Annotated in this window: 25 protein-coding genes; 18 read left to right on the top strand and 7 right to left on the bottom strand. The window is 66.8% G+C overall.

The genetic code is table 11. The features are described 5' to 3' along the window. Window positions 1-27 precede the first annotated feature (27 nt). The 9 genes from LK540_RS19935 (at window position 28) to LK540_RS19895 (ending at window position 6530) form a co-directional block, all read left to right on the top strand. On the top strand, window positions 28-387 hold the full coding sequence (locus LK540_RS19935; protein ID WP_229439064.1) for a helix-turn-helix transcriptional regulator: 360 nt from the start codon (window positions 28-30) through the stop codon (window positions 385-387). Continuing rightward, on the top strand, window positions 384-815 hold the full coding sequence (locus LK540_RS19930; RefSeq protein WP_229439063.1) for an SRPBCC domain-containing protein: 432 nt from the start codon (window positions 384-386) through the stop codon (window positions 813-815). The genes LK540_RS19935 and LK540_RS19930 overlap by 4 nt, the downstream gene beginning before the upstream one ends. Continuing rightward, window positions 812-1495 carry a glutathione S-transferase family protein gene (locus LK540_RS19925; RefSeq protein ID WP_229439062.1) on the top strand — a complete coding sequence of 228 codons (684 nt, stop codon included), beginning with the start codon at window positions 812-814 and terminating at the stop codon, window positions 1493-1495. The genes LK540_RS19930 and LK540_RS19925 overlap by 4 nt, the downstream gene beginning before the upstream one ends. Beyond that, window positions 1492-1986 carry a GyrI-like domain-containing protein gene (locus LK540_RS19920; RefSeq protein ID WP_229439061.1) on the top strand — a complete coding sequence of 165 codons (495 nt, stop codon included), beginning with the start codon at window positions 1492-1494 and terminating at the stop codon, window positions 1984-1986. The genes LK540_RS19925 and LK540_RS19920 overlap by 4 nt, the downstream gene beginning before the upstream one ends. A 31-nt stretch (window positions 1987-2017) precedes the next feature. Then, window positions 2018-2371: a VOC family protein gene (locus tag LK540_RS19915; protein WP_229439060.1), complete on the top strand. Its 354-nt coding sequence runs from the start codon at window positions 2018-2020 to the stop codon at window positions 2369-2371. A gap of 283 nt (window positions 2372-2654) precedes the next feature. Next, the gene (locus tag LK540_RS19910; RefSeq protein ID WP_229439059.1) at window positions 2655-3260 is read left to right on the top strand and encodes a hypothetical protein; all 606 of its coding nucleotides are present in this window, start codon (window positions 2655-2657) and stop codon (window positions 3258-3260) included. Between the two features lie 2 nt (window positions 3261-3262). After that, window positions 3263-4960 carry an AAA family ATPase gene (locus LK540_RS19905; protein WP_229439058.1) on the top strand — a complete coding sequence of 566 codons (1698 nt, stop codon included), beginning with the start codon at window positions 3263-3265 and terminating at the stop codon, window positions 4958-4960. After that, window positions 4957-6342 (top strand): McrC family protein, encoded by a 1386-nt coding sequence (locus LK540_RS19900; protein ID WP_229439057.1) that lies wholly within the window; start codon window positions 4957-4959, stop codon window positions 6340-6342. The genes LK540_RS19905 and LK540_RS19900 overlap by 4 nt, the downstream gene beginning before the upstream one ends. Window positions 6343-6365: 23 nt before the next feature. After that, on the top strand, window positions 6366-6530 hold the full coding sequence (locus LK540_RS19895) for a hypothetical protein (RefSeq protein WP_229439056.1): 165 nt from the start codon (window positions 6366-6368) through the stop codon (window positions 6528-6530). Window positions 6531-6762: 232 nt separating this feature from the next. Here the strand turns inward: LK540_RS19895 and LK540_RS19890 are convergent, their stop codons facing one another. Then, window positions 6763-8430 (bottom strand): DUF2779 domain-containing protein, encoded by a 1668-nt coding sequence (locus LK540_RS19890; RefSeq protein ID WP_229439055.1) that lies wholly within the window; start codon window positions 8428-8430, stop codon window positions 6763-6765. A 147-nt stretch (window positions 8431-8577) separates the two neighbouring features. Next, on the bottom strand, window positions 8578-9084 hold the full coding sequence (locus LK540_RS19885; RefSeq protein WP_229439054.1) for an alpha/beta hydrolase: 507 nt from the start codon (window positions 9082-9084) through the stop codon (window positions 8578-8580). 197 nt (window positions 9085-9281) lie between these two features. Between LK540_RS19885 and LK540_RS19880 the strand changes: the two genes are divergently transcribed. The 3 genes from LK540_RS19880 to LK540_RS19870 all read left to right on the top strand — a co-directional run bounded on the left by LK540_RS19880 (window position 9282) and on the right by LK540_RS19870 (window position 11498). Beyond that, complete coding sequence (locus tag LK540_RS19880) at window positions 9282-9932, top strand: SGNH/GDSL hydrolase family protein (RefSeq protein WP_229439053.1); 651 nt, start codon at window positions 9282-9284, stop codon at window positions 9930-9932. A gap of 91 nt (window positions 9933-10023) precedes the next feature. Continuing rightward, a complete protein-coding gene (locus LK540_RS19875; RefSeq protein ID WP_229439052.1) occupies window positions 10024-10437 on the top strand; it encodes a hypothetical protein in 414 nt (137 codons plus the stop codon). Beyond that, window positions 10437-11498: a YafY family protein gene (locus LK540_RS19870; protein WP_229439051.1), complete on the top strand. Its 1062-nt coding sequence runs from the start codon at window positions 10437-10439 to the stop codon at window positions 11496-11498. Before LK540_RS19875 ends, LK540_RS19870 begins: the two co-directional genes overlap by 1 nt. Window positions 11499-11541: 43 nt before the next feature. Here the strand turns inward: LK540_RS19870 and LK540_RS19865 are convergent, their stop codons facing one another. Next, entirely contained in the window at window positions 11542-13167 is a 1626-nt protein-coding gene (locus LK540_RS19865) for a nuclease-related domain-containing DEAD/DEAH box helicase (RefSeq protein ID WP_229439050.1), read from the bottom strand. Between the two features lie 152 nt (window positions 13168-13319). On the opposite strand from LK540_RS19865, the gene LK540_RS19860 reads away from it, so the two are divergent. The 4 genes from LK540_RS19860 (at window position 13320) to LK540_RS19845 (ending at window position 19684) form a co-directional block, all read left to right on the top strand. Continuing rightward, window positions 13320-13559 (top strand): hypothetical protein, encoded by a 240-nt coding sequence (locus LK540_RS19860; protein ID WP_229439049.1) that lies wholly within the window; start codon window positions 13320-13322, stop codon window positions 13557-13559. A 362-nt stretch (window positions 13560-13921) separates the two neighbouring features. Further along, window positions 13922-16006 (top strand): PAS domain-containing methyl-accepting chemotaxis protein, encoded by a 2085-nt coding sequence (locus tag LK540_RS19855; RefSeq protein ID WP_229439048.1) that lies wholly within the window; start codon window positions 13922-13924, stop codon window positions 16004-16006. A gap of 3 nt (window positions 16007-16009) precedes the next feature. Then, the gene (locus LK540_RS19850; protein WP_229439047.1) at window positions 16010-17413 is read left to right on the top strand and encodes a chemotaxis protein CheW; all 1404 of its coding nucleotides are present in this window, start codon (window positions 16010-16012) and stop codon (window positions 17411-17413) included. A 132-nt stretch (window positions 17414-17545) separates the two neighbouring features. After that, window positions 17546-19684 (top strand): glycoside hydrolase family 97 protein, encoded by a 2139-nt coding sequence (locus LK540_RS19845; protein ID WP_229439046.1) that lies wholly within the window; start codon window positions 17546-17548, stop codon window positions 19682-19684. A gap of 73 nt (window positions 19685-19757) precedes the next feature. On the opposite strand, the gene LK540_RS19840 is transcribed toward LK540_RS19845, so the two are convergent. From LK540_RS19840 to LK540_RS19825, 4 genes are all read right to left on the bottom strand, one after another. Beyond that, window positions 19758-20342: a PEP-CTERM sorting domain-containing protein gene (locus LK540_RS19840; RefSeq protein ID WP_229439045.1), complete on the bottom strand. Its 585-nt coding sequence runs from the start codon at window positions 20340-20342 to the stop codon at window positions 19758-19760. A gap of 67 nt (window positions 20343-20409) precedes the next feature. Next, the gene (locus LK540_RS19835; RefSeq protein ID WP_229439044.1) at window positions 20410-22653 is read right to left on the bottom strand and encodes a phosphocholine-specific phospholipase C; all 2244 of its coding nucleotides are present in this window, start codon (window positions 22651-22653) and stop codon (window positions 20410-20412) included. A gap of 291 nt (window positions 22654-22944) precedes the next feature. Continuing rightward, a complete protein-coding gene (locus tag LK540_RS19830) occupies window positions 22945-23577 on the bottom strand; it encodes a superoxide dismutase (protein ID WP_229439043.1) in 633 nt (210 codons plus the stop codon). Window positions 23578-23847: 270 nt separating this feature from the next. Next, on the bottom strand, window positions 23848-24087 hold the full coding sequence (locus LK540_RS19825; protein ID WP_229439042.1) for a hypothetical protein: 240 nt from the start codon (window positions 24085-24087) through the stop codon (window positions 23848-23850). 148 nt (window positions 24088-24235) lie between these two features. Between LK540_RS19825 and LK540_RS19820 the strand changes: the two genes are divergently transcribed. Then, entirely contained in the window at window positions 24236-25447 is a 1212-nt protein-coding gene (locus LK540_RS19820; RefSeq protein ID WP_229439041.1) for a multidrug effflux MFS transporter, read from the top strand. A 39-nt stretch (window positions 25448-25486) separates the two neighbouring features. Beyond that, window positions 25487-26083, top strand: coding sequence for a TetR/AcrR family transcriptional regulator (locus LK540_RS19815; RefSeq protein ID WP_229439040.1), 597 nt, complete (start codon window positions 25487-25489; stop codon window positions 26081-26083). Window positions 26084-26229: the final 146 nt, after the last annotated feature.

Here is a 26229-nt window from a genome sequence, read left to right as displayed (position 1 = left end):
TCGAATACTTCACCCTATAGTGAAGTAATGCACACGGCGAGCCTCGACACCATCTACCGTGCGCTGGGCGATCCATCCCGGCGCGCAATGCTGCAGCGGCTGGCGGACGGGCGCTCGCTCACGGTCAGCGAGCTGGCGGCGCCCCTGCCGCTGGCCATGCCGACCGTGCTCAAGCACCTGGACGTGCTGGAGCGCGCCGCGCTGGTGTCCAGGCACAAGACCGGCCGCACGGTCAGCGTGACCCTGCAGCCGGCCGCCCTGGCCGAAGCGCTGGCCTGGCTGCAGCGCACCGAAACGTTCTGGACGAGCCGCCTCGACCGGCTTGCCACCGTTGTTGAACCCGCGCGGCCTGCCGGGCCGCCCGCATCCGAGGAGGAATCGCCATGACCAGCCTCACCATCGTCCGTGTCATCGAAGCGCCGCCCGCGGCCGTCTTCGCCGCCTTCGTCGAACCCGAGAAGATCGCCCTGTGGTGGGGCCCCGACGACGGGCCCGTCACGCACGCGGAAGTCGATGCCCGTCCCGGCGGCCGCTTCCATGTGCGCTTTCGCATGCTCGACGGCAGCGAGCACGGCTGCTTCGGCAACTTCGAGGTGTTCGAGCCGCCGCACCGCCTCGCCATGAGCTGGTCGTGGGAGGGCGAGGACACGCCGGCCTCGTATGTGCAGGCCAGCTTCGCGCCGGCCGATTCAGGGCATACCGAGCTCACCTTCGTGCATGCGCAGCTGCGCGACGCCGCCACGCGCGACAGCCACGAGCACGGCTGGAACGGCGCGCTCGACAAGCTGCAGCGCAAGGCGCGGAGGCTGTCATGATCACGGTCACCGCCATGAAGTGGGCGCCGCCCTTTGCCGCCGGCCAGGTACGCGACCACCGCGTGCGCTGGATCCTCAACGAAGTGGGCTGGCCCTACCAGGTCCGGCTGGTCGATGCGCCCACCATGAAGTCGGCCGCATACAGCCGCGGCTTGCAGCCCTTCGGCCAGCTGCCGGTGCTGGAGGAGGAGGGCCGGCCGCCGGTGTTCGAGAGCGGGGCCATCGTGCTCGACGTCGCCATGCGCGCCGGCCGTTGCATCGCCGCCGAGGGAACGCCCGAGCGGGCGGCCGCGCTGCAATGGGTGATCGCCGGCCTGAATTCGGTCGAACCGATGCTGTTCAACGTGGCCGAAGTCGAGTACTTCATGGACGACGAGGACGCCAGGCGCGCCAGGCGTCCGATGGTCGTCGGGCTGGCGATGCTGGAAAGCGCGCGCGCCGGGCGCGACTGGTTCGTCGGCGACGGCTTCACGGTCGCCGACCTGATGCTCGCTTCCATCCTCAAGGTTGCCGACCGGCTGGCGCTGCTCGATGAATTGCCGGCGCTGGCGGCATGGCAGCGGACCATACTCGCGCGCCCCGCGCATGTGCGGGCCGAGCAGGACCAGCGGGCCGATATCGCGCGCCATACGGTTGAGGACATGCGCTACGACGCGCTGGCATCGGAGGCACGAACATGAGCACGCAACCCAGGATCGAGATACGGCTCGAGCAACCCTATGTGGGAACGCGGACGGTCATCGCCATGCGCGAGTTCGATCGCGAGATCCCCGCGATGGCGCAGACGCTGTCGCGCTGGCTGGACGAGCACAATGTACTCGCGTCGGGCCAGCCATTCCTGCGCTATTACGTGATCGATATGCCGGAGCGCATGGACGTGGAGTTCGGCATGCCGACCGATCGTGCGCACGCAGCGACAGGCGCGGTGGCAAGCCACCGGCTGCCGGCTGGCCGCTACGCGGTAACGGTATACACGGGAGTAGAGAATGGCGTGTCGGCTACCCGCCAGTTCCTCGATTGGATCGCGGCGCAGGGCGAGCAGCCCGTCGCCCACGCATCGGAGCAGGGCGAGGTCTTCCAGTCCCGGTACGAAACTTTCCTGACTGACGACAGGACCGAGCCGGACCGGCATCGATGGGTGATCGAAGTGGCCATCCAGGTGCACAACTGATATCAACCCGCTGCACGAAAAGGAGTCCGACATGTCTATCGATAACGCACTGGCGAGCATGGCCGTCAAGGACCTCGACAAATCCGCCGCGTGGTACGCCGAACTCCTGGGCGTCAAAGGCAGCCGGCCGATGCCTGAAGTCGAGGAGTGGGTGTTTCCGCGCGGCGGCGGGCTGCAGGTCTACCAGGGCGCCGATCGCGCCGGAAACTGCTCGTTCACGCTGGTGGTCAGCGACATCGAGGCCGTTGCGCGCCAGCTGGCGGCGATGGGCGTGCAGACTGGCGACCGGACGAACAGCGAGCGCGTCAAGACTTTGATGATCAAAGACCCGGATGGCAACAGCATTGCCATTGCCGAGGCGCTCGATCCGGCGCTGGCGCGCTAGGCGTTCAGCCCGGCGCCCCTGCACAAGCTCCGATCACAGCAGGAAGACCGGCCCCGTGCGCTTCGAGCGTGGCGGGTCCTTCAGCCGGCCTTGTTCACTCCGGCAGCGGTCGAGCGCTGCCTTCACATCCCCTTATCACCAGGCAAGCGATGCGTACGCACCGGGCGGTCACGCATGAGGAACAGAAAATTACCTTAGTGCAATTAATGTCGTTGAATGCTATAGTTTTTAGAACGACCGGAACCTGACCGGAATACCCAACTTTATCATCACAAGGCTAGACATGACGGTGGCATTACCAGCGGTCGACATCTCCGAATACACCCTGAACGATATCCATGTGGGCACGCGCCTGTACACGGCGCTCGTCGCGCATGCACGTTCGACAGGAGGCGCGCCCGTCTACTATTCGGATATTCTTGCGCAGGCCAAGGCGCTGGCGCCGGACGACGCTGAACTGCAGCGTGCCGTGCCGATCGGGATCGGCATGAAACTGCTGTTCGTCGAGAACTTCTGCAGCGCGAACGGGTATCCGAACCTTGCCTGCCTGGCCGTCAGCCGTGGCACCGGCAGGCCAAGCGAAGGGTACAAGGGCGACTGGGAAGCGGACCGGCGCGCGGTCGCGGCCTTCGATTGGTCGACGGCCCAGGCGAAGCTGGACGCCTATGTCTACGATGCGAAGCTGGTGGCCGCGCCGAAGAGGCGCCGCAGCCTCCAGGATGCAAAAGACCTGCGCTGGGCGCATTATTCGGCAAACCGGGCAGCCTACGCGGGCCTGAGCGAAGAAGAGAAGGAGGAAATCCTGAATCTCCTGATCGAAGGCTTCGACCCCGAGCTGGCCTTGCGGCGTGTGATCGCGGCGCGCGGCCTGCTGTCGGGAGAGGCTTGATCATGGCCGAGGCAAGGATGGACGCAGGGCAGGGCGACATGGCGCACCGCGACGCATTGAAACGCGACTGGCACGAATTCAAGGACAAGCCGCTCGACGAGCGCGTTGCCGGGGAATGGCGCCTGTTCCTCGACTGGAGGCGCAACAACCCGATGGAAAGCCTGGCGCTCGAACGCTACACCAACCTGCTCGGTGACGGCGGCGACATCTACTTCACCAACCTGATCGAACGCCGCACCACGCGCTGCGGCCGCTTCCGCCCTGCCAGCAGCGCGGGATACGGCATCTACCGCGTCAAGCCGGCCGATGCCGCGCAGGGCACGGCGCCCCGGTTCTCGATTCCAAAAAACGGCCGCGCAGCGCGGGCCGAGGTGGACCTTGCGGTTGCCACCGAGGTTTTCGAGCGCACCGTCCGCCCCGTGCTGGTGGCGCTCTCGAATTGCGACCCGTGCCAGGACCTGAAGCCGCTGGAGATCAACTTCGCCCGCAAGGTCGCCTACATGTACAACCCGGGCAATCTGCTGGCGCTGTACAAGAACGAAGTGATCCGCCGCATCGGCGGTTTCCTGGGCATCCAGCAGCCGCTCGAAGGCTACCAGGCGACTGCGGCGATCAAGGACCAGCTCACCATGGAATGGGGCGTGAGCACCGGGGACGTCTGCTCCTGGGACGTCGACGAACTGCGGGCATGGACCCTGGCCGATGGCGGGTCGCTCGATGACGAAGAGATCCGCCTGACGCGCGAGTTCGAAGTAAGCCAGAAGATGACCGGATTCCTGTTCCAGCGCTTCGGCCTCACCCTCGACTTCGAGCAGAAGAACCTGGTGTATTACGGTCCGCCGGGCACCGGCAAGACCCATCGCGTTACCGAGGGGATCGCGCAGCGCGTGCTGGCCGATGGAGCCCGCTTCGACGACGTGTGCGAGATCGTGCAGTTCCACCCCAGCTATTCGTACGAAGACTTCATCGAAGGGCTGAAACCGGTCAATGCGCCAGGCGGTGGCATCGCGCTGGAGGTCAGGCCGGGCGTGTTCAAGCGTTTCTGCGAAAAGGCGATGAAAGCGCTGCGCGAAGACCGGATGGCAGGGGTGAAGGCGCCGCGTACCTTCTATTTCGTGGCCGACGAGATCAACCGCGCCGAACTGTCGCGCGTGCTGGGCGAAGTCCTGGTCTGCCTGGAAGAATCCAAGCGCGTCGACTTCGACAGGGACGGCATCGAGACCGGCCTGCGCGTCAGTACCCAGTACGGCTACATGGCCGAGGAAGGCGAGGGCCGCTTCGGCGTTCCCGCCAACCTGTACTTCATCGGCACCATGAACGACATCGACCGCAGCATCGACAGTTTCGACATGGCCTTGCGCCGGCGCTTCGCCTGGGTCAGGACCGGCTGCGACTACGAGGTGATCCGCGAAGCCGTGAACGGCGAAGCGAATGCCGACGCGTACACCGACATCTGCAAGCGGCTGAACGATTTCATCCGCGACACCCTGAATCTGGGGCAGGCCTACGAAATCGGCCATGCCTATTTCATGACGGTTGCGGGCCGCGCCCTGCGCGACGCCGCGGTACAGCAGCTGTTCGACACGCGTATCGAGCCGCTGCTGACCGAATACCTGCGCGCCGAGTACAGGCCCGAGCAGATCGCCGGCAAGGTCAAGCAGGCGCGCGCGATCTTCACGCTGGCTCCGGCCGCCGCATGATCCGGTTGCACGACAATTGCCATGCGCATCCGCTGGCCGGCCTCGTCAGCGTCAGGCATTTGCCGAAAAAACCGGGCGTCTTGCCGGCGCTGACGATCGGCGCCTGCCGGGCGGCGGGCAACCGTTTGTTCTCGTTCCACGGCGAGGACGAGGACAGGCGCGCCAAGCGTAACGGCAATGACGAGCTGGTCCTGGCCCTGAGCGAGGAGGGCGAAGCCGGATGGGTGGCCCAGACCGGAAACTATGTCGGGCGCCTGAGCTACCAGAAGCACGAGTTCGACATCCGTTCGCGTTTCGGCGATGCCTTCATGCAGCGCATGCTCAATTTTGCGAACGACATCTACGTCGACGACTGGGCAGCGCCGGCCGAACGGATCGACGCCGCCACGACCGATTATGCGCGCGTGCTGATCTTCATGAGCTTCGTGCGGGCGCTGGAAAAAGCCTTCCTGCTGGGCCTGCCCAAGTCCTACCGCAGCATCCAGCACCACGACTTCGTGGTGCGCGGCCGGATCGACATCCCGCGCATGGTCAGGGACGACCTGCCGTTCAGGGGCCAGGTAGCCAGCGTGGCGCGCGAGCAGGTGCCGAGCCAGGCCATCATCGACGTGCTGGCCAGGGCGATCCAGGTGATCGACCGCAATGGCGGGGAGCAGCTGCTGCGGCGTATCGCCCACGTCCGCACGCAGCTGGCAGGCGCGCGCTCGAACCGGGCAGTCGACGCCGCCACCATCCGGCGCGCCCAATCGGACAAGGGCCTGGCCAATCCGATTTTCGCACCGTACCGCAAGGTACTGGATCTGGCCGAGACGATCATCGCGCTCGACAGCGCGCGCGACAGACCCGAGGGGAGTACATCCATGTCGGGATTGCTGGTCAACGTCGCCGAGCTGTTCGAGGTTTATGTCGGCAAACTGCTGGCGCTGCATTTCCCCGGATGGAGCGTGTCATCGCCCGCGATCCGCCTGCATGCGGGCCGGTTCTACGCACGCCGCATCATCCCCGACATCGTCATGCTGCACGAGGACGGGCGCCGGGTCGCGGTACTCGACACCAAGTACAAGCGCATGCACTTCCAGGGCGGCAGCGCGCACGGCATGGGCGACGTCGACCGCGAAGACTTCTTCCAGATTGCCACCTACATGAGCCATTTCGATCGCCTGCCCGGCAAGCGACTGGTCCTGGGCGGGCTGCTGTACCCGCTGGCGACGGAGCCGGACCCGCGGCGCTGCCACGATGCCTGGATGGGCGACGAAACGACCGCATTCGTGGTCGACGGCATCCGGGTGCCGGAAGGCGGCGGCGAGGGGGCCGACGATGTCCTCGCCAGCGAGGCGCGCTTCATCGAGCGTCTAGCGGTGCTGCTCGAGGACCGTGCCTGATATTGCGATTCGGAGGACTGTTGGTGACGATGAACTTCATGGAAACGCTGCATGCCGGCGGCGCGCGATACGGGATCGACGCGTTTCCCCTGGATGACTGCCTCGACCTGTCCCCGGCCGCGCCTGCGTGGCTGGCCGGGTTGCTCGAAGGGCTACTACGCCACCTGGGAAATCCGGGACCGGCCTGACGGCCGCTTCCTGTGCCTGGCGGCTTCCTGCTGACGCCGGTGATATAGCATGTTCGTGGCATGAAACAAGCGCCGCGTTATCGCCTCAGAAGCGATCACGCGGCGCTTGTTTTTCGGCGGGATCAAACGTCAACATGACGCGACGTTCCGCGTGGGCACGGGGTGCCTTGCGCGGCCGGCCCACCGTACGGTCGGCGCAATCGACCTTGGATATGCGCGCTCTGTGCAGGTTTTATTTGGCCTGTGCCTGGTCTTCGGGCGCAGCGTCATTCTTCACCTGGCCGAGCCAGGCAATGAATTCCTCGGCCGACATCGGTTCGCTCATTTCCTGCTCGGACGCCAGGATGCGTTCGACCAGTTCGCCGTTCTGCAGGATACGCCGCTCCAGGTCGCAGGGTTCCTGCCGTCCCGTGAAGAACTCCCACAGCCGCACCATGGCCAGCGTATCGAGATGGCAGTAATCGAGCAGCTGGCGCTCGATCTGCCCCTTGCGTTCAGCAGCGGTATCCGGCGCGATCGCTTCCAGGAAGGCGTGCATCGCCGCCCCGCCGTCCTGTACGCCGTCGAGCTGGTCGTAGCGCAGCTCGGGCGCGATTGCCGGCAGCACCCGCTTGATGCTCCAGCTGCCTTCCTGCGCGGGATGGTAGTAGCGCTCGCGCGCCACCGGCAGCAAATCCACCACGCGCGCGTTGATGGCCAGCAGGGCCGGGCCCAGGTCGGCAAAGCGCGCCGCCAGTTCGGCAATGCGGGCGGTCTCGAAACCGGCGTTGTAGACGAACACGGGACCCTCGCCGTGGCAGGCATCGAGCAGCGCCTCGGCAAACGCGCGCGAGGGATCGCTCCCGGACAAATCGAGGAAGGCGCGGTGTTCCAGCTTGCCGGTCTCGTCCAGCCTGTGCACGCTGAACTGGAACGGGATCATCTGGAACGGGCGGGTGCCGGCCCAGACCGGCACCGCGAAGGCGATGGTCTCGAAGTCGATGAACCAGGCCGGCGGCGGGTAGGGCGCGAGGTCGGCGGCGGCGCCCCCGGCATCGACATAGGTCGTGCCCTCAAGGGTATGCTGTTTGACGCGCAGCTGGATGGGGTTGAGGAGGGCGTCCGGCACTTCGCGCATGTCGGCGGCGCCATCAATGATGTGCTGCTTCAGGGCGCGGCTGGCGATCCGCGGCAGCCAGTGCACCGGGTATGCGGCCTGCGGCATGCGGGCAGTGCAGTGCGCCGTGAAGCCGCATGGGTACGGGCTGGCGCAGTGGTCCCCGGGCCGGATGACCGGCTCGTGCTCCTGCGCCGCCACTTCTCCGGCGCGGGCGATCCAGGATGCGACTTCGCCGCTGCGCCCGAAGGCTTCTGCGCTCAGGTCTTCCTCGACCAGCAGGCCGCCGTACTGGCCGTTGCCGGGATAGACCCAGCGGCTGTCGATGCGGGCCAGCGCGATGCCGTCGAGTGCGACGCCGGCGGCACGCGTCACGTAGGCCTGGATGGCGGCGTCGTCGCGGTGGTAGTCCTTGAGCTTGGTGGCGGACTTGACTTCGACCATGCGCCAGCGCTGCGCGTCAGCGTCAGCGTCGGGACCTGGGTCGAGCGGCAGCAGGATGTCGGCAAACGCGAGGGCGCCGCCGCCCTCGAAGCCGGCTTCGAAGAGCGGTTGCGCGCCGGCGAGCAGGTGGCGGCTGCGTGCCAGCGCCGCGTCGACGCCGTCACTTACCGGGTCGAGCAGCACGCCCTGGCGGCCCGGGTCGTACAGCTGGCGCGCCAGCGCGCCGACCAGGTGCCCGTTCGCGAACGCAGCCTGGCTGGCGTTGTCGTCCTGGCGCAGGCCGGGGCGGTGCAGTTCGAGCCAGAGGCGGCGTTCGCACTGGCGGAAGGCCAGCAGCTTGGACTTGGACAGGCGGGACATGGCGCGGCCTCATGGTGAAAGATTATGTCAATATTATTGCTTATTTGAAATAAAATGTCATCGCGCCGATTGCCTTTCCCTAGTGAAGTTGCAATCGCCGAAGGAGCAGGCTGCGCGCACCGTTCGCAACCTGGTCCAGGCCGAGGTCTAGGCGGCGCAGCGCGTCAGGAAGGCGCCGAACAGCTCGCACAGCAGCGGAATGCGATTGTCGAGGCGATGACCGCCCGGCACCAGGTGCAGGGTGCAGCCACGCAGCCGCGCGAAGCGCACCGAATTTTCGTACGGGATGACCTCGTCGTCCCAGCCGTGCACGATCTCCGCATGGGTGGCCAGGATGGCGGGCGCCGGGACCGGGTAGTCCGGCATGTAGAGCGCGGGGGCGAGCAGGAACAGGCCTTCGGCGTCGACCCGCACCGAGGCTTCGGCGGCGACCCAGCCGCCCATGCTCGACCCCACGAGCAGCAGGGTCTGGTCCACATCCTTGCAGGCATCCCTCAGCTGGTCGAGCCGCAGCCGCGGTTCGGTGGTATGCGAGTAGTCGAGGCTGACGACGTCCCAGCCGTGCTGCCGCGCCACCTCTGCCAGCGCGGTGATCTTGCTGCCGTTCGGGCCGCTTTCTTTTCCGTGAACGAAATGTACCAGTCCCTTGCTCATGCCAGTCCTCCTCGATAATCACCGCCGCGGCGGTCGAGGGATCAGTATAGGGATGCGCGCGACAGGCGGCGTCGCAGCACGGCGCGACGGCGCTTGTCGCGGCATGCGCTTAAGCTGGCGTTGCGCCGGCCGGTAAGGCGCATGAACAGGTGCCACGTTCGTGGCCCGACACCAATCGTTGAAGGAAGGAGGCGCCGATGGCGCACATTGTCTTGCTCGGGGATTCGATTTTCGATAACGCGCCGTATGTCCCGGCCGGGACCGAGGTCTCGGCCTGCCTGCAGTCGCTGCCGGGCCGTCCGCACCGCGTGTCGCTGCTGGCGCGCGACGGCAGCGTGCTGGCCGACATGGCGGCCCAGGCGGCGCGCCTGCGCGCGTTGCCGGCGCCGGCCGACTGGCTGGTGGTGAGCTGCGGCGGCAACGACGTGCTCGGCCTGGTCGGCGCGATGCATGCGCAGGCCGGCACCGTCCTCGAGGCGGCCGAACTGCTGGCCGCGTGGCAGGCCAGCTTCCGCCACGCCTACCGGGGCATGCTCGACCTGCTGCTGGCGCAGGACATTCCGCTGGCCGTGGCCACCATCTACGACGCCGTGCCCGGCCTGTCGCCCGGCCTGCGCACCGCGCTGGCGCCGTTCAACGACGTGATCCTGCGCGAAGCGGTGCTGCGGCGCCTGCCGGTGCTCGACCTGCGGGTGCTGTGCGCCGATGCTGCGGACTACGCGTCTTCGTCGCCGATCGAACCGTCGGCCCGGGGCGGACGGAAGATCGCCGCCGCGATCGGCGAGCTGGTCCATGAACAGCCGCGCGCGGCCGCGCACGCCCGCGTGTATGGCGCGGCGCCGGCGTGAGCAGGCCTGCTCATATTTCTTATTAACAATACTTTTGCTAACATGGCAGCTGGAACCCACACCGTGGCCGGCCCGGCTGCCCCCCTCGCACATGCCTGCACTGATCGAACACATCGACGCCATCGCCCGCAAGAAGGGGCGCGCCGTCCTCTACCTCGAATTCCATCCCCAGTCCTTCCGCGAGTGGCGCGCATACCGGTACGAAGACGACCCGCTGCGCGCCCGGGTGCTGGCCTGGGCCGACCAGCACGGCGTGCCCTGGACGCCCTGCGGCCCGATCGCCAATCCCGCCATGATGTTGCCCTACCTGGGCCAGGTCTACTTCGACGTTCCCTACGACGAGTCGCTGCCCGCCTACCGCATGCTGCGCGACTACCTGGAATACCCGGACGGGACCATGCGCCACCCCGGGGTGCGCTTCTATGCCCTGCGGCTCGAGCACGCGATGCAGAATGCCGCGCATGACGAACCGGGCTTCTGGGAACGCCAGGCGGAGGAGTTCTGATGGCGACCAACCAGCAATCGCTGCTGCGCCAGTGGCACATGCTGCGCATGGTGCCGCGCGCGCCATTGAAAATATCGGCGCGCGAGCTGTGCGAGCGCCTGTGCGCGGCCGGCTTCGAGGTCGTCAAGCGGACCGTCGAGCGCGACCTGAAGGAACTGTCCGACGTGTTCCCGATCGTGGTCGACAGCCGCGACAAGCCGTATGGCTGGAGCTGGCTGCGCGAGGCGTCGAGCTTCGACCTGCCCGGGCTGACCCTGCCCGAGGCCCTGACCCTGACCCTGGTCGAGCAGCACCTGCGGCACCACCTGCCGCCGAACGCGGTCGACGCGCTGCGCCCGCACTTCCAGTCGGCGGCGCGCACCCTGTCGGCGGTGGACGACGCCGCGCCGCCGCGCGCCTGGCTGGACAAGGTGCGCAGCGTGCCGCCCCAGCAGCCGCTGCTGCCGCCGCGCATGGACGACGAATGCCAGCGCATCGTCTACATGGCGCTGATGCAGGACCGCCAGCTCAGGCTGCACTACCGCAAGCGCGACGCCGACGCCCCGATCGTCTATCCCGCGGTGCACCCGCTGGCCGTGGTGCAGCGCGGCGGCCTGGTCTACCTCGTGTGCACCTTCGGCGGCTACGACGACGTGCGTACCATCGCCCTGCACCGGCTGCAGCAGGCCGAGGCGCTGTACGAACCGGCGCGGCGCCAGCCCGGTTTCGACGTCGACGCCTATATCGCGTCGGGCCAGTTCGGCGTGATCGCCGGTGCGCCGATCGTCCTGCGCGCCGCGTTCACCCGCGCCGCCGGCGAACACCTGTTCGAAACGCCGCTCAGCGCCGACCAGGTGCTGGTGCCCGATGCGGCGGGAGGTTTGCAGCTGGCGGCCACCGTGCCGCATACCCGCTCGCTGGTGTGGTGGCTGCTCGGTTTCGGCGACGGGGTCGTCGTGCAGGAGCCAGCGCAGCTGCGCGAGGAACTGGCCGGCGTCGCGCGGCGCATGGCGGCGGCCTATGGCGCCGGTGCGCCGCTCGCGGCGGGCACGCAGGGCGAGCTGGCCCCGTATGAATGCTGAGGAGTGCACCGCTCCCCGGCGGCTCCCCGGTGCGTGGTGCGAACTATGCCAGCACGGCGGCCATGCAGCGCTCGGCCCGTTCCGACAGCACCAGTTCCACCGCCATCTGGGCCCGGGTCAGCGCGACGAACAGGCGCCGCCGCGCCGCCTCGTCGAGCTCGGCGAAGTCCATTTCGGTGATCACCACGGCCGGCGCGCTCTGGCCCTTGAAGCGGTAGACCGATTCCACCAGCAGCTCGCCCTGGCTCCAGCGCGGCTCGCCGCCGGCGTCGTACTCGCCGGTGAAACGGCGGGTCGCATGGGCGCCGATGGCGGTCCGGTTCAGGAGCGCCGACTTGTCGCGGCCGCGGCCGCAGACGACGGCGATGTCGGCCAGGGCGAAGCCGCGCGCCAGCAGGGCGCGCACCGCGTCCTCGGTCCGGGCCGGCAGTTCCTCGCTTGACGCGTAGGTCCGGATGCCGGGAAGGTCGCCGCGCAGCGGATTCATGGCGCGGATCGGCGGGCGTACCAGGGCCAGCGCGTTGATCAGGTCGCAGATGACCTGCGGGCTGCGGAAGTTGTCGCTGCAATCGATGGTGACCGCATCGCCCAGCTCGAAGCCTTCCTTGCGGTACAGGCGCTGGGCCTCGTCTTCCAGCACGTACAGCCTGGCGTCGGGCCGCAGGCGGCTGCACAGGCTTTCCACCCAGTCCGCGTCGAAGTCCTGGGCCTCGTCGATGATCAGGAGGTCCAGGTTTTGCGGGAAGCCGGCGCTGGCGGCAACGTAATGCGCGGCCATGCGCTCGAAGGCGTGCGGCGAAAAGTCGGGCGCGCCCTCGCTGCGCCGGTAGTGATCGACGCACAGTTCATGGAAATTCACCACCTCGACTTTCGGCGAGGCCAGGCGGCGTACGTGGTCGGCCAGGCTGCGGTTGTAGCAGACGTAGCAGGCGTTGCGGCGCTCGGCGGCGGCCGTCTCGAGCAGTTGCAGCGCGAGCTGGGTCTTGCCCGAGCCGGCGGTGGCCTGGATGCGGAAGACGCCGGTCGGCGACCCGGTACGCGGGACCCAGGTCGCGAGGCCATCCGCGAGGCGGCGCACGGTGCCGAGCAATTGGTCGCGCATCGCTTCGAGGTTGGGCGTGACCTGGAACTGGTTCAGCAGCAGCCTGCGCAGGGCGGTGCGGTCGACCGTGCTGGCGGTGGCGGCGAACCATTGCCGCACCGTCGACACCATGTTGCCGAAACCGGGCGCGTCGACGATGCGGTCGCGCGGAACCGAGATCACCTGGCTGTCCCCGAGTTCGTAGTCGGGCAGCACCAGGCAGCTGATCACGGTTGTCTCCAGGCCCGCTTGCTTGAGCCGGTTCTGCATCGCCGCGCGCTGCAGGCGGCCCTGGCGCGCCACGTCGCATTCGCCGTCGCCGTAGAGCTTGAAGATCTCGCCGCCGCGCAGCACCACAGCCCCGGCCTTGACCTCCATCAGCAGCAGGCAGCCTTCCGGCGACAGCACCGCGACGTCGATCTCGCCGTAGCAATCGCGTCCGCCGCGCAGGGTATGGAGCGCGATGTTGTGGAAGACCTCGAAACCGTCGGGCAGGTGGTCGCGCAGTCGTTCCAGCACGTCGAGTTCGCGGTAGCGTCCGGCGTCGGTGCGAAGCGGGGGGAGGAGTTGCGGGGAAAGGCTGGCCATGGGAGGAGGGAGAATGTGCTGACTTGTTTATTATCAACAATTCCTGGGCTTCGGCACAAGTGGGCATGCCGTTGTCCTGACAAGAGCACGCGTGCGCCACGGTCGCGTTCGCCTGTCTAACATGAAGACATCAAGACAAACAGGAGAATGCCATGCCGCGAGGAGCCAGCCCGAAACGCGAACGCGAAGCCAAGAAACTGGAACGCAAGTTCAAGAAGGAAAAACGGTACAAGGGACGCGAGGACGAAGTCGCAGCCCGGATCGTCAACAAGCAGCGCGCAGCTGCCGGCGAAACCAAGACGAAGCACAAGCCGAAGCGCCGTACGGCATCGCGGCGCAAGAGCCGCAGCAGCCATTCGCGCACCCGGCGCAGCACGGCGAAGAAGTCCTGAGCACTGTCTCGCCTGAAACCCGGGCGTGCCGGTGGCAATCGCTGCCGCGCGCCCATTAAAGCTTGTCTACGGTTTGCAGGAAATCTTCCATCCGCCAAGCCAGCCCCTAGCCTCACCAGTTCTGACTGTTTGCGTTGTCAAATTGCGACGCGTCCAGGCCCGCCTCATCAGTAAATACCCCGTTCAATTGAATATTTAACAGCGATATTGTTTTTATCCTGCTATTCTTGTTTCCGTTTGGAAATCTCCACCTAGTACCGCACTCCCAGCAAGAATTTTCGAGGCCTGCCGGTCGGATCGCGCACATCCGTCCGGCAGCATGCATGGCTGCGCCTACCCACCAGATAAAAAAGACAAGAACAATGCACACCTTTACCACCCTCGCCACTCCCGACAGCCGCCTCGACATGGCCCACGCCGCGCTCGACGCCATCCAGCGCACCCAGGCCGTGGTCGAATTCGACATGCAGGGCCACGTCCTGCACGCGAACCAGAATTTCCTCGATGCGATGGGCTACACGCTGGGCGAGATCGTGGGCCGCCACCACCGCATGTTCTGCGCCGCCGACTACGTGGCGTCCGATGCCTACGCCGCCTTCTGGGACACGCTGGCCAGCGGCCAGCCGAGCCAGGGCGAATACATGCGCTTGGGTTGCGACGGTGTGCCGGTCTGGCTGCAGGCCTCGTACAACCCGGTGTTCGACGGCGAGGGCCGCCCGGCCAAGGTGATCAAGTTCGCCACCAACATCACCCAGTCCAGGCTGCAGCAGGCCGAGAACGCGGCCAAGATCGACGCCATCGACCGGGTCCAGGCCGTCATCGAATTCGGCCTCGACGGCAGCATCCTGCATGCCAACGCCAGCTTCCTCGATACGCTCGGCTATACCCTCGACGAGCTGCGTGGCCAGCATCACCGCCTGTTCTGCGAGCCGGCCTATGCGGCGTCGCCCGAGTACGCGCTGTTCTGGGCCCACCTGGGCAAGGGCGAAGTGCACTCGGGCCAGTTCAAGCGCCGCCACAAGTCCGGGCGCGATGTCTGGATCAGCGCCTCGTACAACCCGGTGTTCGGCCCCGACGGCAAGCCGTGCAAGGTCATCAAGTACGCCACCGACATCACCGAGCAAACCCTGCGCAATGCCGACTACGAAGGCAAGAACCAGGCGATCGACCGGGTCCAGGCCGTGATCGAGTTCGATCTGCAGGGCAGGGTACTGACGGCGAATGCCAACTTCCTCGACGCCATGGGCTACGCGCTGGACGAGATCCGCGGCCAGCACCACCGCATGTTCTGCGACCCGGCCCTGGCCGGTTCGCCCGAGTACCTGGCCTTCTGGGACCGCCTGGGACGCGGCGAATTCAACGCCGGCGAGTACCGCCGCGTGACGCGCGCCGGCAAGGAGGTCTGGCTGCTGGCCTCGTACAACCCGATCTTCGACGCCGACGGCAAGCCGATCAAGATCGTCAAGTTCGCCACCGACATCACGCAGCAGAAGCGCCAGGACACCGAGGTCAAGGGCAAGCTGGAGTCGATCGGGCGCTCGCAGGCCGTGATCGAATTCGACCTGCGCGGCAACGTATTGAGCGCGAACGATAACTTCCTGCGCACCATGGGCTATACGAGCGACGAAGTGGCCGGCGCCCACCACAGCATGTTCTGCGACCCGGCGCTGGTGAAAAGCGCGGCCTACCGCCATTTCTGGGCCAACCTGGCCCAGGGCCAGTTCCAGTCCGGACGCTTCCAGCGGCGCGGCAAGCACGACGCCGACATCTGGATCGTCGCCACCTACAACCCCATCCTCGACGTCAACGGCAAGCCCTATAAGGTCGTGAAATTCGCGATGGACGTCACCGAGCAGGTGCACCGCGAAGAGCTGGTCAGCGCCAAGGTCAAGGCGATTGCCGGCGTGCTCAACGAGCTGACCCAGTCGATCGCGGCGATCGCCCAGGGTTCGCAGCAGTCGAGCGAACTGGCCACGCGCACCCAGCAGGACGCGGCCGAAGGCAGCAAGCTGCTGGCGCGTTCGCGCCAGTCGATCGGGGCGATCCAGCAGGCCTCCGGCAACGTGCGCGAAATCATCGATACCATCAGCGACATCGCCGGCCAGACCCACCTGCTTGCCTTCAACGCGGCGATCGAGGCGGCGCGCGCGGGCGAGCACGGCAAGGGCTTCTCGGTGGTGGCCAACGAGGTGCGCAAGCTGGCCGAGAAATCGGCGCTGGCCGCGCGCGAGATCGCCAAGCTGATCAACGAAACCGTGACCCGGGTCGGCGAGGGCACGCGCCTGTCCGGCGAGGTCGAGGATGCGTTCGGCCGCATTGTCGTGTCGGTGGAAAAGACCAGCGAGTCGATCGGCGGCATCCATGCCTCGACCAGCGCCCAGGCCAGCGCCACGCGCAACGCCTCGGCGCTGCTGGGCGAACTGGAACGCATCGCCACGGAGCGCTGAGCGATGCCGTCGGCAGAACTCCTGCACCTGGCCGAGGCCGGGATCGGCGCGGTATGGGTCGGCATTCCGGCGCACAGCGTGCTGCAGGCGGTCACGCTGCCGCCCGCGCCGGCCATGCTGCCGCGTCGCCATGGCGCGCTGCTTGGGGTGATCGAACATGAAGGGCGGCTGGTGCCGGTGGTCGACCTGGCGCGCTGGGTCGATGTCGGCACGGCGCCAGAAGAGGGGCGGCCCGGGTCGGCCGCCGCGGCGCGCGTGCTAATCCTGCACGCCGGCGGGCGCACCATCGGCCTGAAGGCCGACACCGTCGGCGGCCTGGCCGAGGTGGCCGCGCACACCGTCACGCGCCTGCACCACGACGACTGCGAGGACGAAGTCTTTCACTGCGTGGTGCGCGAGCCGGCCAGTGGGCGCATCCTGAGCCTGCTCGACGTCGAGCGCCTGGCGCGGCTGGCGGCGGCCTGGCACCAGGACGCCGGCTGTTCGCCGGATTCCGGCATGCCGGCGGCCACGGCGGACGCGCCGCCGCCTGGCGCGCGCTCGTATGCGGTGCTGCAGGCAGGCGCCGACCGGCTGGCCCTGGCGGCCGACGCGCTGACCGAGGTGCTGCCCATGCCGGCGCTGGAACCCCTGGGCGCCGGCATGGGCTACTGCACCTGGCGCGGCCGCCACGTGCCGGTGCTGGCGCATGCGGCGCTGGGGCTGGAAGCGCTGGCGGACGGCGCCGCCCCCGCGCTGCTGGCGATCGTCGAGCACGGCGGCCTGGCGCTGGGACTGCCGGTGCACGCGGCGCTGAGCCTGCAAACCGTCGATACGGCGGGGCTAGAGGCGGCGGACGGCTTGCTGTCGACCCTGTTCGACGCCGACGGCGCGCCGCTGCGCCTGCTCGACGAAGCGCGCCTGTTCGCGCGGTTTTCGGAGGCGGAACTCAGCCGCGACGCCGGCACGCGCATCGGCGCAGGTGCCGGCCTGCGCGCCGGCGCGGGGCACGGCCATGAGCAGGATCGGCGCGCGGCCAACGCCACCGCCTACATCGTGTTCGAAGGCGACGGCATGTTCGCCACCGCCATCGATACGGTGGAGCGCATCGTCAGCCTGCGCGAGGCGGCAACCGATGGCAACGGCGCCATGGCGTGGGAGGGCCGGACGATCCCGATGCGCGACCTGCGCACCGGCGATGCTGCCGCTGTTGTCGATGCAGCACGCGGCGACGTGATGGTGGTGCGCAGCGGCGGCGCCTGCGTCGGCTATGTCGTCTCGCGCGTGCACCTGCTGCTGCCGCCCGGCAGCGGACGGGTCTACCGCATGGGCGGCGCCGGTGCGGGGTGGGAGTTCATCGCCACCAGTGGTGACGATGCGCCGCAGGCCAGCTACCGGATCGTCGAGCTGGGGGCGCTGGCGGCCTGAGTCGGCCGCAGGCTGCAGGCTGTTGATGGCGTCGCGCAGGTCCGGTTGCCATGCAGGCGCTCGCTACCGCGCGCGCTGCTGTGAGCGGTCCGGATGAGAGGAAGGGTGGTCTTGTTAAGTATATAATTACTTATGACCAATATTTTCCGCCCTCGCGCCGTCCGCGCGCTATTTTCCCGCTTCCTGTTGCTGGCCCTCTGCCTGTCGGCCCATGCCGCCCGGGCCGAGGACATCCACTCGCCGAACCGTCAACTCACGCTCCACTTCGCGCTCGGCGCGGGTGGCGAGCCCACCTACAGCCTGAGCTACAAGGGCCGCCCCGTCATCAAGACCAGCCGCCTCGGCCTGGACCTGAAGGAAGGCCCGGGCCTCACGGGCGGCTTCGCCGTGGCGTCCAGCAGCACCAGCACGTTCGACGAAAGCTGGAATCCGGTGTGGGGCGAGGTCAAGACCATCCGCAACCACTACAACGGGCTCACCGTCACGCTGACCCAGGCGGCCACGAAGCGCACCATGCTGCTGCACTTCCGCCTGTTCGACGACGGCCTGGGCCTGCGCTACGACTTCCCCAAGCAGCCGAATCTCGACTACTTCGTGATCAAGGAAGAGCGCACGCAGTTCGCGCTGGCCGGCGACCACAAGGCCTTCTGGCTGCCGGGCGACTACGACACCCAGGAATACCACACCACGACCTCGAAGCTGTCGGAAGTGCGCGGCCTGATGAAAAAGGCGGTCACGCCGAACGCTTCGCAGACCACCTTCTCGCCGACCGGCGTGCAGACGCCGCTTATGCTCAAGAGCCAGGACGGCCTGTACATCAACCTGCACGAAGCGGCGCTGGTCGACTACGCGGCCATGTCGCTCGACCTCGACGACAGGAACATGGTGCTCGAATCGCACCTGACGCCCGACGCGCGCGGCGACAAGGGCTACCTGCAAACCCCGGCCGTGACGCCGTGGCGCACGGTCATCGTCAGCGACCGGGCCGGGGACATCCTCGAATCGAAGCTGGTGCTGAACCTGAACGAGCCGACCGAATACAAGGATGTCTCGTGGATCAAGCCGATCAAGTACGTGGGCGTGTGGTGGGAAATGATCACCGGGCGCAGTTCCTGGTCCTACACCGACGAAGGCAACATCAAGCTCGGCAGCTTCGACTATGCCAAGGCCAGGCCGAACGGCACCCACGCCGCGAACACCGCGAATGTAAAACGCTACATCGATTTCGCCGCCAAACATCGACTCGATGCGGTGCTGGTCGAGGGCTGGAACGTGGGCTGGGAAGACTGGTTCGGCAAACACAAGGACGCCGTGTTCGACTTCGTCACGCCGTACCCGGACTTCGATGTGCAAGAGCTGCACCGCTATGCGGCCAGCAAGGGCATCAAGATGATGATGCACCACGAAACCAGCGGTTCGATCCGCAACTACGAGCGGCACCTGCCGGCGGCTTACCAGTTCATGGCCGACAACGGCTACAACTCGGTAAAGAGCGGCTACGTGGGCAACATCCTGCCGCGCGGCGAATACCACTACGGGCAGTGGATGAACAACCACTACCTGTATGCGGTTACCGAGGCGGCCAAGTACAAGATCATGGTCAATGCGCACGAGGCGGTGCGCCCGACCGGACTGTCGCGCACCTATCCGAATTTGATCGGCAACGAGTCGGCGCGCGGCACGGAGTACGAATCGTTCGGCGGCAACCATGCGGACCACACGACCATCCTGCCGTTCACCCGGCTGATCGGCGGACCGATGGACTATACGCCCGGGATCTTCGAAACGCGGATCAGCGCCTACAACCCGAAGAATAAGTCCTTCGTGCACAGCACGCTGGCGCGCCAGCTGGCCCTGTACGTGACCATGTATTCGCCGCTGCAGATGGCGGCCGATCTGCCGGAGACCTACGAGAAATACCTGGATGCGTTCCAGTTCATCGAGGACGTGGCTGTCGACTGGGACGATACCAAAGTGCTGGAAGCCGAACCGGGCGACTACATCACGATTGCGCGCAAGGCCAAGGGCCAGAGCAGCTGGTTCGTGGGGAGCACGTGTGACGAGCAGGGACGGACGTCGAAGATCGACCTGGGCTTCCTCGATCCTCGCAAACACTACGCCGCCACGATCTATGCGGACCGCAAGGATGCACACTATGAGACCAACCCGAAAGCTTACGTCATCCGCAAGATGAAGGTCGACAGCAAGACCAGGCTGAGCCAGTACTGTGCCCCCGGCGGCGGCTATGCCATCAGCCTTGTTGCGCAGTGACTGACGGCGGGCTGCGCCTTTGCATGCAGCCCGCCGCTGTGGCGACCGGCCGGGAAGTCCTGCGCGGTAGCGCCTAGCGCTGCGCTGCGCGGCGGCGCACGGTGCCGGCGAGGCCCAGGCCGGCCAGCATGAGGGCCAGCGTGCCGGGTTCCGGCACTTCGGCGATGCTGTCGAAACTCAGGTCGTCCATCACGTACGACGCCGGAAAGTCGCTGGCCACGACGACCGTGTCGATCGCCCCCGTCCAGCCGCCGCCGAGGTAGGCAGGCACGTCCGACAGTTGCAGGGAAGCCGAGCTGGCAACCAGTTCGCCGCCGAAGTACAGGTCGAAGCGTACGCTGCTGTCGCCATAGCCCGCGAACCATGCCCCGCCGAAGACCGTGGGCGAGAGGAAGCGGATGGTGCTGGCCACCGGCCAGTTGTCCGTCCAGTCGGTGGTGACGCGGCCCTGGCCCGAATGCGGGGTAAATGGCGCCTGCTCATAGGTGTAGACGGACATGCCCGCGTCCGACCAGTCGAGGCCGCCATAGTTGACCGGCATGGCGGCATGGCCGTCGGGGCCGACGATGTCGTCGAAGCCGAGAACGGTGGCCGAGGCGAAGGGGGCGGCCATGGCCAGGGCGGCGCTGACGGCGAGCTTGCGAATGAGGGGATGCATACGGTTCCTTTCGATGGATGGCTGGTAAGCGAAAGCAGCCGGCGCAGGGCCGGCTGCGGGTGGGCGGTCAGGCGCGGCCCAGCGCCGGGTCGCTGACCGTGTGGCGTCCGGTTTCGACGCGGCCGGCGAAGCGCCGCAGGTAATCAGGCTGGCTGGATACGGTGGCGCTGATGTCGTACCAGTAGCCATTGGCCGCCGTCGGGATACGCACTGTCAGTTCGGTGCGCGGCGCAACCGTGTGCATCTGGCGCAGCGCCGCATACGCATTCGCGTTCAGGTTGAAGGTGCACGGGGCCGCGCCTGCATTCACCATGCGCACGACCAGCTCGCCGGTGCTCGCATCGCAACGCACCTGCACGTCGGGACGCGGCTGGCCGGCCGCCACGGCGCGCAGTGCGCTGCCGCTGAAGTGACGGTGGTAGCCGTTCGGCCCCAGCACCCACAGGTCATAGGGGCCGCCCACGGCCGGCGTCCATGCGTCCGACAGCGTCTTGCCCGCTTCGACCGTATAGCGGCGCGGGACCGCGGCCAAATTCTTGCGGTCGTACACGTGGAAGACGGCGCCCTGGCGGCCGGTGTTCACGAACGTCAGGGCCACCTGCACGGCGGCCATCGTGGCGCCGGGGAGCACTTCGCAGATGGTCGCGAGTTCATACGGCAGCGCACGCGAGGGACGGGTGCCGATGGCCTGCAGCGGCAATTGCGGCGATGCCGGCGGCGCGATCTGGCCCAGGCGCTGCTGGGCGGCGCGCAGGGCGTCGGCCTGGCTCCTGCTCCTCCGGCCTGCCAGCACCGGCAGGGCCTCGCTGTTCGGCGTCTCGAAGTTGAAGGCGCTGGTGAGGTCGCCGCACACCGCGCGGCGGAAGGGGCTGATGTTCGGCTCCTTGACGCCGAAGCGCGTTTCCAGGAAGCGCAGCACCGAAGTGTGGTCGAACACTTGCGAGTTGACCCAGCCGCCACGGCTCCAGGGCGAGATCACGTACATTGGCACGCGCGGCCCGGGGCCGTAGACGCGGCCGTCCGGCGCCGGCTGCCGGGTGCTGCCTTCGGGCCGGCCGTGCGTGAAGTATTCCGCACCCAGGGCGCCCGGCGGCAGCGTGGTCTTGCCCGCGTAGCCGCCCTTGCCGTCGGGCGAAGGCGCGGAAGGCGAGGGCACATGGTCGAAGTAGCCGTCGTTCTCGTCGAAGTTGACGATCAGGACGGTCTTGCTCCAGACCTCGGGATTCGCCGTCAGCGCGTCCAGCACCTCTTGCAGGAACCAGGAGCCCTGTACCGGGCTCGATGGGCCGGGGTGCTCGCAGTAGATCGACGGCGCGTTCATCCACGATACCTGCGGCAGCTTGCCCTCGCGGATGTCGCGCTTGAAGGCGTCCAGGTACTGCTCCGGCTGGGTGCCGGGCAGGGTGTTGGCGATGCCCTTGTACAGCGGATTGCTGCCGTTGTCGGTGGCCGCATCGTAGGCGTGGTAGGGCAGGGCCTGGCCGGTGTTGGTGTACGGCTGGTTCGGCGCGCCGCCGCTGGAAACCGGATAGCCCGATGCGATATTCGCGCGCTTGAACTGGCGGAAGGCGCCGAGCATGTTGTCGCCCCATTCGTCGGGCATGTTCTGGTAGCTGATCCAGCTGACGCCGGCCGCCTCCAGGCGTTCGGCATAGGTGGTCCAGGTGTAGCCGGTGTTCACGCCGGCCACCGTGCCGTCGATCGCGTCCCACTCGTTGGTCACGAAGGCGGTGCCGGTGGGGACGGCGCCGTTGGTGCCGGTCAGGAAGAAGGAGCGGTTCGCGTCGGTACCGGTATGCATCGCGCAGTGGTAGGCGTCGCACAGCGTAAAGGCATTCGCCAGCGCAAAGGCGAACGGGATTTCGTTCTCCTTGAAGTAGCCCATCGAAATCGCGTTCTTGTAGCGCGGCCACTGGTCCATGCGGCCGTTGTCCCAGGCCAGCTGGCTGTCGAGCCAGTCGTGCGGCGTGCCGTTGGCGCGCTGGGCATTGCCGCGGCTGGAGTCGAGGTGGAAGGGCATCATCAGGTTGCCGTTGGCCATGCGCTGCTGCCAGACGTTGCGGCCCTCGGGCAGCGGAATCGGAAAGCGGTCGCCGAAGCCGCGCACGCCGGCCAGGGTGCCGAAATAATGGTCGAAGGCGCGGTTTTCCTGCATCAGGATCACCACGTGTTCCACGTCCCGGATGCTGCGGGTGGCATTGTTGGCCGGGATTGCGAGCGCGCGCTGAATGGCCGGCGGGAAGGCCGCATAGGTGGCAGCGGCGATGCCCGCCTGGGCACTGCCGCGCAAGAATCTGCGTCGTGAGGTCATAACGTTTCCGGAGAAGTTGTGGTTACTCATTAGCAACTTATGTTGCCGAGTGTTGTCATGCCGATACGACTGCAGGACGCAGAGAATGTAAGTGGCGCGCATGACGGTGCGATGACACGCGCATAACGTGCAGCGGGATGCGGAAGAGAAGTACTACGAGGGAAAAGTACGGATAGGCGAGTGCCCGAGTACGGAGGAAGAGCAGGCTGCATGGAGACAAGCAGCCTGCGCTGTACATCGATTGACCGAAATCCGGCCGGCGTGAGCTACGCCGCGCCGGCCCTCTCTGTCTTACTTCACGGCCGCCTCATACCGGCGGTTGACCTCATCCCAATTGATGATGTTGAAGAACGCCGCGATGTAATCCGGCCGGCGGTTCTGGTAGTTCAGGTAGTACGCGTGCTCCCACACGTCCAGGCCCAGGATCGGCGTGCCGCCCGACAGGCCCGCGAAGCTGCCCATCTGCGGGTGGTCCTGGTTGGCGCTGCTTTCCACCAGCAGCTTGCCGTCCGAGCCCACCGTCAGCCAGGCCCAGCCGCTGCCGAAGCGCGTCTGCGCGGCCTTGGTAAAGGCTTCCTTGAACTTGTCGTAGCCGCCGAGATCGCGCTCGATCGCTTCGGCCACCGGGCCCGAGGGCTGGCCGCCGCCGCCGGCTTTTAGTACGGTCCAGAACAGCGAGTGGTTGGCGTGGCCGCCGCCGTTGTTGCGCACGGCGGTCTGGATCTGCTGGGGCAGGCTATCGATCCTGCCAACCAGGTCTTCGATCTGGGCATTGTCGTCGACACCGGCTTCCTTCAACGCATTGTTTAGGTTGGTGACGTAGGTCTGATGGTGCTTCGTATGGTGGATTTCCATCGTGCGTGCATCGAAATGCGGCTCAAGGGCATCGTATGCGTAAGGCAAGGGTGGCAGTTCGTACGGCATGATCGTTCTCCTTTTGGTCGATGGGACGTTCACGCGGGAAACAGGCCGCAAGGTGTTGCAGCGGCCTGGACAGCACACAAGCTGCCCGCGTGGAGCGTCCCTGATTGGACGAGAGGTCAGGCGAATTCGCCAGTCCTGACCCCATAAGCGTAACGAAGGGTGCGAGACGGGGGCGCGCGGCTGACTACAACCCGGGTGCAGAGCAGTGCAATGCGCTTGCACTGCTCAGCCGTAAACGGCCATTTCGCCCCTGGGCGGGGTGCGGATGGCTCATGTCGTCGGCGCCCCGAGGAGGAGGGCGATGCCGGCGAAACCGAACATCGCCAAGGCGCCGACGCCGAGGAAACGCAGGTCTTCCTTGCTGGCATCGCGGCGGGCACCGGCGAGGGCGATGAGAAGGCTTGCGCCAATGAAGAGGGGGCCGGACAGTAAGGGGTTGAGCATAAGGTCAGGGGCAAAAAAGTAATCGATTCCCGGAGCGTGATAGGAGCTGCGCCGCACAGAATTCATGCCTTCCAATCGGTAGGAGAGGTAAAGGAATGTCCGCTTTGAGCAGCTTATGGAAGCCAAGTATGAGCCGATCATAACATGATTGACTACCGGTCGGTAGGTAGTTAATATGATTCGGCGCTCTTGCACAATTTCTTCTGGAACTACGATGGAAGCACCTGAAACAGGCTTCAAGCTCGCGGCCTCCCTGGCCCTCGTCACCATTCTTGGTCCCGCCGGGATCGACATGTACCTCGCGTCCATGCCGCACATGGCGCAAGAGCTGGACACCTCGTATGCGCGGGTGCAGCTCACGCTGACCGTGTTTTTGCTGGCGATGGGCGCCGGTCAGTTGCTGTTCGGGCCCATCGTCGACGCCTACGGCCGCCGCCGTCCCCTGGTCCTGGCGCTGTTCGTCTATATCGCCGCGTCCGTGGGCGCGGGGTTCGCTCCGTCGATCGATGCCTTGCTGGGCGCACGCTTCGTGCAGGGCATGGCCGCGGCGCTGACGCTGGTCGTGGCGATGAGTACCGTGCGCGATGTCTGTTCCGGCACCCGCGCCGCGCAGTTGTTTGCGCTGCTGATGACGATCGAAGGCCTGGCGCCGGTGCTGGCGCCGGCGGTCGGCGGCTACGTCGACGCGGCCCATGGCTGGCGTGCCGTGATGCTGGTGCTGGCCGCCCTCGGCGTCCTGGCGCTCGGCAATACCCTGGTCAACCTGCCGGAAACGCTGCCGCAGGCACAGCGTTCCTCGCTGCAGCCGGGGCAGGTCAGTCAAACCTACCTGCGCATCGTGCGCGACAGCGCCTTCCTGCTGCCGACGCTGGCGCTGTCCGCCGCCTTCTTCTTCCTGTTCGCCTACATCGGCGGCGCGTCGCTGGTCTACCAGCAGCACTACGGCCTGGCGTCGGATACCTTCGGCCTCGTGTTCGGCGCCACCGGCGTGGCGGTGCTGCTCGGCGCACTGGGTAGCACGCGCCTGGTGGCACGGATGGGCGTGGCGCGCGTGGCGACGACTGGCGTTGGCTGCATGACGGCAGGCGCGGCCATCGGCGCGGCGGCCGCCGGCTTCGATGCGCCCCTGGCCGTGGTCGCGGCCGGCATGTTCGTCGCCATGCTGGGCCTGGGCATCGCCGAAGCCACGCTGATGTCGCTGGCAATGTCGTCACAGCAGGTGGCGCTGGGTTCGACGGCGGCCTTGCTCGGCGCCTTCCAGCTCATGATCTCGTCGGCCGCCACGCCGGTTGCCGGCGCCTTTGCCGAATCGGGGCCGGTGGCCTGGCTGTCGTTGCTGGTGATCCTCGGCGTGGTCGCGCTGGCGCTGGCAATGGCGAGCGCGGCGCGCGTGCCGGCCGAGCTGCGCGAACTGGCCGGGCATTGAGTGGCAGGTCGACGCGACGGTACAGGGTAAAATTGCGTCATGAAAACCCGCTCACCTTCCGTCGACCGCATCTGCGCCGTCGCCGTGCTCCACTTTGCCGAGTTCGGCTACGACGGCTCGTCGCTGGCCACCATCGCCGAGCAGGTCGGCATGCGCAAGGCCTCGCTGTACGCGCACTTTGCCAGCAAGGACGCACTGTACGGCGAGATCTTCGCCGATGCGCTCGCCCAGGAGACGGCATTCGCGCGCGCCTGCTTCAACGACGAAAGCGGCAAGGAGGGCACGGGCGAAGCCTACTGCCGGCTGGTGGCGGACCGCTACCGCGATTCGCCATCGCTGCGCTTCCTGCTGCGCACGGCCTACCTGCCGCCGGCGTCCCTGCGTCCGATTGTCGCGCCCGGCTACGAAGGCTATTTGCAAACCGTACGTCATCTCTACGGCGCCGGTCTGCTGGCGCGCCTGCCGATCGAGCAGGCGGCGGTGCAGCAGTTCGCGGATGCCTATCTCGGGATCGTCGACAGCCTGCACGTCGAACTGGTATATGGCAGCGCGCAGGCGTTCGCCCAGCGGCATGCGGCCTTGTGGCGGATCTTGTCGGATTCGATCGGGCTCGCTTGCCGGAAAGCCGGTGGCTGAACGCTGGCGGACGCGCGGCGCGGCCGGGCTGATGTAACAATTCTCGGAACCTGGTGGTGCCGAATGCGATCTACACTTCTTGATCGCGAAAGTCGTGTCCGAGCGCGGAATACTTCCGCACGTCATGCGTCCAGGCGCAGGAAAGG

Source organism: Massilia sp. IC2-278, from assembly GCF_020708045.1.
GTDB lineage: Bacteria > Pseudomonadota > Gammaproteobacteria > Burkholderiales > Burkholderiaceae_D > Telluria.
The sequence above is the reverse complement of the archived record's forward strand: the minus strand, read 5'-3'. Positions and strand labels throughout refer to the sequence as shown.

Excerpts from the sequence above, each read along its gene's own strand:
- LK540_RS19830 (WP_229439043.1), bottom strand. The coding sequence starts at position 23,577 with ATGCCGTACGAACTGCCACCCTTGCCTTACGCATACGATGCCCTTGAG.
- LK540_RS19935 (WP_229439064.1), top strand. The coding sequence starts at position 28 with ATGCACACGGCGAGCCTCGACACCATCTACCGTGCGCTGGGCGATCCA.
- LK540_RS19890 (WP_229439055.1), bottom strand. The coding sequence starts at position 8,430 with ATGTCCCGCCTGTCCAAGTCCAAGCTGCTGGCCTTCCGCCAGTGCGAA.
- LK540_RS19930 (WP_229439063.1), top strand. The coding sequence starts at position 384 with ATGACCAGCCTCACCATCGTCCGTGTCATCGAAGCGCCGCCCGCGGCC.
- LK540_RS19820 (WP_229439041.1), top strand. The coding sequence starts at position 24,236 with ATGGAAGCACCTGAAACAGGCTTCAAGCTCGCGGCCTCCCTGGCCCTC.
- LK540_RS19850 (WP_229439047.1), top strand. The coding sequence starts at position 16,010 with ATGCCGTCGGCAGAACTCCTGCACCTGGCCGAGGCCGGGATCGGCGCG.
- LK540_RS19910 (WP_229439059.1), top strand. The coding sequence starts at position 2,655 with ATGACGGTGGCATTACCAGCGGTCGACATCTCCGAATACACCCTGAAC.
- LK540_RS19880 (WP_229439053.1), top strand. The coding sequence starts at position 9,282 with ATGGCGCACATTGTCTTGCTCGGGGATTCGATTTTCGATAACGCGCCG.
- LK540_RS19920 (WP_229439061.1), top strand. The coding sequence starts at position 1,492 with ATGAGCACGCAACCCAGGATCGAGATACGGCTCGAGCAACCCTATGTG.
- LK540_RS19915 (WP_229439060.1), top strand. The coding sequence starts at position 2,018 with ATGTCTATCGATAACGCACTGGCGAGCATGGCCGTCAAGGACCTCGAC.
- LK540_RS19860 (WP_229439049.1), top strand. The coding sequence starts at position 13,320 with ATGCCGCGAGGAGCCAGCCCGAAACGCGAACGCGAAGCCAAGAAACTG.
- LK540_RS19855 (WP_229439048.1), top strand. The coding sequence starts at position 13,922 with ATGCACACCTTTACCACCCTCGCCACTCCCGACAGCCGCCTCGACATG.
- LK540_RS19865 (WP_229439050.1), bottom strand. The coding sequence starts at position 13,167 with ATGGCCAGCCTTTCCCCGCAACTCCTCCCCCCGCTTCGCACCGACGCC.
- LK540_RS19870 (WP_229439051.1), top strand. The coding sequence starts at position 10,437 with ATGGCGACCAACCAGCAATCGCTGCTGCGCCAGTGGCACATGCTGCGC.
- LK540_RS19825 (WP_229439042.1), bottom strand. The coding sequence starts at position 24,087 with ATGAATTCTGTGCGGCGCAGCTCCTATCACGCTCCGGGAATCGATTAC.
- LK540_RS19900 (WP_229439057.1), top strand. The coding sequence starts at position 4,957 with ATGATCCGGTTGCACGACAATTGCCATGCGCATCCGCTGGCCGGCCTC.
- LK540_RS19840 (WP_229439045.1), bottom strand. The coding sequence starts at position 20,342 with ATGCATCCCCTCATTCGCAAGCTCGCCGTCAGCGCCGCCCTGGCCATG.
- LK540_RS19835 (WP_229439044.1), bottom strand. The coding sequence starts at position 22,653 with ATGACCTCACGACGCAGATTCTTGCGCGGCAGTGCCCAGGCGGGCATC.
- LK540_RS19875 (WP_229439052.1), top strand. The coding sequence starts at position 10,024 with ATGCCTGCACTGATCGAACACATCGACGCCATCGCCCGCAAGAAGGGG.
- LK540_RS19925 (WP_229439062.1), top strand. The coding sequence starts at position 812 with ATGATCACGGTCACCGCCATGAAGTGGGCGCCGCCCTTTGCCGCCGGC.
- LK540_RS19815 (WP_229439040.1), top strand. The coding sequence starts at position 25,487 with ATGAAAACCCGCTCACCTTCCGTCGACCGCATCTGCGCCGTCGCCGTG.
- LK540_RS19885 (WP_229439054.1), bottom strand. The coding sequence starts at position 9,084 with ATGAGCAAGGGACTGGTACATTTCGTTCACGGAAAAGAAAGCGGCCCG.
- LK540_RS19905 (WP_229439058.1), top strand. The coding sequence starts at position 3,263 with ATGGCCGAGGCAAGGATGGACGCAGGGCAGGGCGACATGGCGCACCGC.
- LK540_RS19845 (WP_229439046.1), top strand. The coding sequence starts at position 17,546 with ATGACCAATATTTTCCGCCCTCGCGCCGTCCGCGCGCTATTTTCCCGC.